3 protein-coding genes and 2 pseudogenes are annotated in these 4,857 nt (G+C 68.1%); 2 read left to right on the top strand and 3 right to left on the bottom strand.

Translation table 11 applies throughout. The features are described 5' to 3' along the window. Positions 1–97: 97 nt before the first annotated feature. From ACWC2T_RS45625 to ACWC2T_RS45615, 3 genes are all read right to left on the bottom strand, one after another. Positions 98–433: a helicase associated domain-containing protein gene (locus tag ACWC2T_RS45625; protein ID WP_450676183.1), complete on the bottom strand. Its 336-nt coding sequence runs from the start codon at positions 431–433 to the stop codon at positions 98–100. Next, a complete protein-coding gene (locus ACWC2T_RS45620; RefSeq protein ID WP_450676182.1) occupies positions 430–2,355 on the bottom strand; it encodes a trypsin-like serine peptidase in 1,926 nt (641 codons plus the stop codon). Before ACWC2T_RS45620 ends, ACWC2T_RS45625 begins: the two co-directional genes overlap by 4 nt. 451 nt (positions 2,356–2,806) lie before the next feature. Then, complete coding sequence (locus ACWC2T_RS45615; RefSeq protein WP_450676181.1) at positions 2,807–3,391, bottom strand: DUF4232 domain-containing protein; 585 nt, start codon at positions 3,389–3,391, stop codon at positions 2,807–2,809. A 322-nt stretch (positions 3,392–3,713) separates the two neighbouring features. On the opposite strand from ACWC2T_RS45615, the pseudogene ACWC2T_RS45610 reads away from it, so the two are divergent. Both ACWC2T_RS45610 and ACWC2T_RS45605 read left to right on the top strand, forming a co-directional pair. Then, positions 3,714–3,836 (top strand): annotated as a pseudogene (locus tag ACWC2T_RS45610) (IS630 family transposase); the annotation flags it as partial. 417 nt (positions 3,837–4,253) lie between these two features. Continuing rightward, positions 4,254–4,760 (top strand): annotated as a pseudogene (locus tag ACWC2T_RS45605) (transposase); the annotation flags it as partial. Positions 4,761–4,857 lie beyond the last annotated feature (97 nt).

Genomic DNA, 4,857 nt, shown 5'->3' with positions numbered 1-4,857 from the left:
CACACTCTTCCCCCCCCCCACGCTCTACCGACCCCACCACACGGAGTCGGACACGAGGGCGGGCCGCACCAATCTTGGTGCGGCCCGCCCTCGTCTGTCAGGAGGACCGCATCCCGATGGCGGACAGTTGCTCGACCCGCTCCGGTGCCAGGGTCGCGGCCCTGCTCCGCCGGTTCCCGATCCAGGAGCCCAGCTTCAGCTCCCGCTCTTCCTGGTCCTCGCCGGCGATCGTCTCGACGTGCTTCCTCAGTACCAGGAGGTGTGCCTCGCGTTCGTAGAACTGCCGGGCGGCCGCGTCACCACGGCGTGGACAGGTACGGCCCGGAACGGCGTGGCGGAGGTCCCGGCTGAGGGCAGGTCCCGTTTGGGCACGGTGCGGCGGAGGGTGCCGAGCGCACTCAACCGGTTCCGTGGGCTCGGAGCGGTTCCTCAGGCTTTGGGAACCAGGTTGTGCTCGGTGCCCAGGGTGCTCATGCCGGTGTCGGCGTACAGCGTGGTCTCGCCGTCGGACCAGCGGACGATGAGGTCGTCGGTGCGGTGGTTGGGGGTGAAGTCGCCGGTCGTCATGACTGTGTTGTGGGTCCACAGCTCGTTGCGGTTCTGGATGCGTGCCTCGGTGCCGAGGGCGGAGGGGGTGGTGCCGACGTAGTTGTCGAGTTCGCCGTCCGACCACTGCACCATCAGGTCCCATTTCTGGGTGCCGGAGTACTCGCCGGCGGTCAGCAGTGTGGCGTCGGTCCAGATGGATTTGGGTTTCTGCAGCTGGTGTTCCTGTCCGAAGCCTCCGGCGCCCACGTTGGTGTAGAGGGTGAGTTCGCCGTCGGACCAGCGCACCATCAGGTCGGAGACGTAGGTCGAGGAGCCGAAGCGGCCTGCGGCGATCTGGGTGGCATGTTCCCAGATGGTGTGGGGCTTGGCCATCTGCGTGCCCGGTACGTTGAGGCCGTTGGTGCCGACGTCACCGTAGAGGGTGACCTCGCCGTCGGACCAGCGGACCATCAGGTCGAACCGGTTCGATCCGGTGAAGTCGCCCGCGGTGATGGTCTCCGCGTTGGTCCAGATGGACTGGGGGGCGACCAACTGGCGTTCGGTGATGAAGTGGCCTTCGCCGTCGTTGGTGTAGAGGGTGACCTCGCCGTCGGTCCAGACCACGATCAGGTCGCTGTGGCCGGCTCCGTTGAAGTCGCCGGCGGCCATCAGCTTGGCGTGCGCCCACGTCGTCCCGCTGCCCATGGAGTAGGGCAGGGGCGGCTGATGGTAGGGGCCGTGGTCGGTGTGCAGGCCCTGCTGGGCGTCGTCGTAGTCCTGGAAGAACCGGTCGCCGTGCAGGGGGCTGTAGGTGATCCGGTTGTACAGCGGGTTGCTGGAATCCACATCGGGGCCGCCCCGCATGAAGCCGCCCACATTGCCGATGATCTCGCCGGTTTGGCCCGAGGCGTCGAACTTGGAGAACCACGGTCCGCCGGAGACTCCTCCCCACATGCCGCCGCAGTCGATCTGCATCTGGTTGTAGGCCGGCAGGGGCGTCGTCCAGACGTTGACGCAGTGGAAGGCGCGGTCCTTCGGGTTGTGCCCGAGCATCGGGTAGCCGACGACCGTCACCTGGTTGACGAAGCCCGGGGTGCGGGCCAGCGTATTGGCGCCCACGACGTCCTGGACGTTTTGCCCGCCGTTCTCCTTCAGGCTCGCGAAGGCGAAGTCCAGGTCGGAGTTGGCACTGCGGTCTGCGGCGTACTGCGAGTCGCGGAACCACTCCTTGACCGGCCAGATGCCGTAGGGCTGGTCGCCCGCTGACTTGGTGTGGTCGTACCTGGGCACGAACGCGGCTTTGTCGCCGAGGCAGTGACCGGCGGTGAGGATGAGGTTGTGGCCCCCGCTGTTCACCACGCTCGCGGTGCAGTTGTGGGCCTTCATGTCCTTGCTCTCGCTGAAGAGCGTGCCCACGGACTTGATGCCGTCGAAGTGCTCACCGTCGAGGGCTGCCAGGGACCGCTTCTTGTGCGGTGCCGTCCAGCCCTGCGGCTGCGCCTCGCGGCCCGAGGGGTCGGTGGCGGAGGCGATGCGCTCGGGCGTCCAGAACTGGATGGCGTCCTGGACCGTCCAACTGCCGTCATCACCGCCGTCGGCGGGCGTGGCGGGTCTCGGTGCGGGAGTGGTCTTGCCGCTGGGTGCCGGTTTGGTGGTCGCGGTACGTGAAGGGGTTGGTGTCGGTCCGGCGGCTTGGGCCGCCGCGGCGTTGCCCAGCAGCAGTGCGGCGCACAGTGCGACGGCAGCTCCGAGACGTATTCGTTGGGTATACAAGTAGATGTACTCCAGGTCAGGCATGCCGGAGGGCAGGCCGGAGCCTGCGGACATGCGTGAGGGTGGCGGCCGCCGCGGAAGACGGGGCCGGGTCTCCGCGCCTGCGGAGATCTCTGCTGAAGTCACGAGAGCTGCCCGGCTCCGCGAAGGTTCGCGAGACGTACGGGGTCGTCGCGTGTACCGGAGGCCTCCGAGCGCGCGGAGTCGGATCTGCCGCTACGAAATCAATGGCAGGGGGTGGCCCGTGGGGACGGGATCGTCGGTCTTGGCGCATGCGTAACGCCGATCAGCGCTGAGGCATGCGGAGCGGCGGACGGCATGGTCCTCCGCTGTGCCGGCCGCAGGTGTACCGCTGCCTTGTCGGGTCGAAATCACCGCGCACCCCCCGATGCGTTCCCCCATGCCGCCGTGAGGCGGATTCCAGCGACCGTGGTCAGCGGTCGCGGCGCTTAGCATCGCACACACTATCGACATGCGCACGCCAATAAGGCAGCGCTCGCGCTGCTTATTCAGTCGGTCGCAGCCGGGGCGAGCCCATGAGGATGGTGTCGCACACCGTCGCACGTACCTGTCGGCCGCGGGTGTCGGACATCTGCACCAGGGTGCCGTAGTCGGTGCGTGCCGGGTGCGGTGGCTGCACCTCGATCTCCGGATCCTCATCGACCGGTATGCCGCAGTACCCGTCCCGAAGGGGGGCTGCAGGGTAGAAGAGCGGGACTTCGACCGTGCGACCGTGGTTCAGCAGCAGGCGGACCGGCGTCGTTGCCTTCGGCTTCGCTTCTACCGCTGGCCCCTTGCCCAGGTAGACGTGCACATACGGGTATCCGTCGAAGGAGCAGGGCGTGGTGCCGGTGTTGGTCGCGCTGAGTAGGGCTGTCGGCTCCTTGGCCGAGGGGGCGGCGAGGCGCGTCAGCTTCCATCGCAGTTGCTCGGTGCCGCATGCGGCACCCGCTCGGGCATCCGCTGAGGCCCGAGGGGATGTACTCGTCAGTGTCGGACCGGGGGTTGGTGCCGTCGTCCGCGACGACGGCCCGGTGCTCGGCTTCCCGGCGTCTTGATGCGCCGGACTGCACGCCACAGCAGCCACCATTACCGTCAGGCTGATAGCAGAGACTGCCGCTGTCCGCCGTGCCACAAGAACTCCCCCTGGGGAAGCGACCCTGCGGAGGCCGGGTGCCACCGCTCCTGCCTCCCGGCCAGGGAGATGCATTCGCCCCCGCGAGGGTTCCCCCGAAGCGGCACCCTGTGACGCGGACGCGTGGACATCCGCGTCGTCGATGGTGAGGCCGAACTCCCCCAGCTCGCCCGCGAGCAACCTTTCCTCCACAGGCCCTTGACCCGCCGCCCGGCACACGACGGCATCGGGCCCTCCGCCGTCCATCGCGATGTGGCCCACACCTTGGCTCGTTCCCGTCGTCGCCCTCGACCGGCTCGAAGTCCTCGTCCGCAACCGGCTCGAACGCCTGCAGCAGGCCCACATCCTCGACGGCTTCAAGGCGGGCACCGGCCAGACCCTCAACGACCCACCCTCACCCTGGCACGCCGAAGGCGGTAATGGTGGGGCCCAGGAAGCCGGCGACGGGGCGGGCGGTGCGGTGGCGGCGAACTGTCCGCGCAGGTCTGCGAGAGTGCTGGAGCCGCGGGCGGAGTCGGCCCCGCCCAGCTGCTCGATGGCCCGGCTCGGCGACATCGACGGCGGACGTCCACGTCGCCGAGCGCGAGGTGTGCTTCGGCCCGGCGGTGGTAGATGCATGGCCTCGGTTGCAGTGTCACACGGGTCCTCGTGCCGCAGGGCGGCGTCGAAAGTGCTCCAAGGGCCGGTTGCGTCCTTGGAAGTGGTGTACGGGTTCGACCTGATTTGGGGGTTTGCTCCGGCGTCGGGGTGATGCCCGCATAGACGAACGGCCACCGGCTGATCTTCGAGGTGCCGAAGCCCGAAGGAGATCAGCACGATGACCGCACCCGACAGTCTGCCCCTGCGTGCCCTCGCCGAAGACAACCTCGCCGCGGCGAGTCCTGATCTGCTGCGCGCGATGGTCAAGACGTTCGCCGACGCACTCATGTCCGCCGAGGCCGACGCCCTCTGCAACGCCGAATACGGCCAGGTCAGCGAGGAGAGAGTCAACCACCGCAACGGTTACCGCCCACGCGAGTGGGACACAAGGGCCGGCGCGATCGAGCTGGCCATCCCCGAGCTCAGGTCCGGCAGCTACTTCCCGCACCGGCTGCTGGAACGCCGGCGCCGGGCCGAACAGGCCCTGATCTCGGTCGTGGCCACCGCCTATCTGCTCGGTGTCAGCACCCGCCGGGTCGAGAAACTCGCCGAGTCGCTCGGCGTCACGCAGCTGTCGAAGTCGCAGGTCTCGGCGATGGCCCGGCACCTGGACGAGCAGGTCACCGCATTCCGCAACCGCCCGTTGGACGCCGGGCCGTATGCGTTCGTATGGGTGGATGCGCTGACTCAGTGGACGTTAAGTCCGATCTTTCTCGGTTCGTGATCGCTCGATCGTGGTACTGATCGCCAGGTCGACCACTTACTGGGCATGTCCATGCTGT

This window comes from Streptomyces sp. NPDC001393 (genome assembly GCF_053597455.1).
The sequence above is the reverse complement of the archived record's forward strand: the minus strand, read 5'-3'. Positions and strand labels throughout refer to the sequence as shown.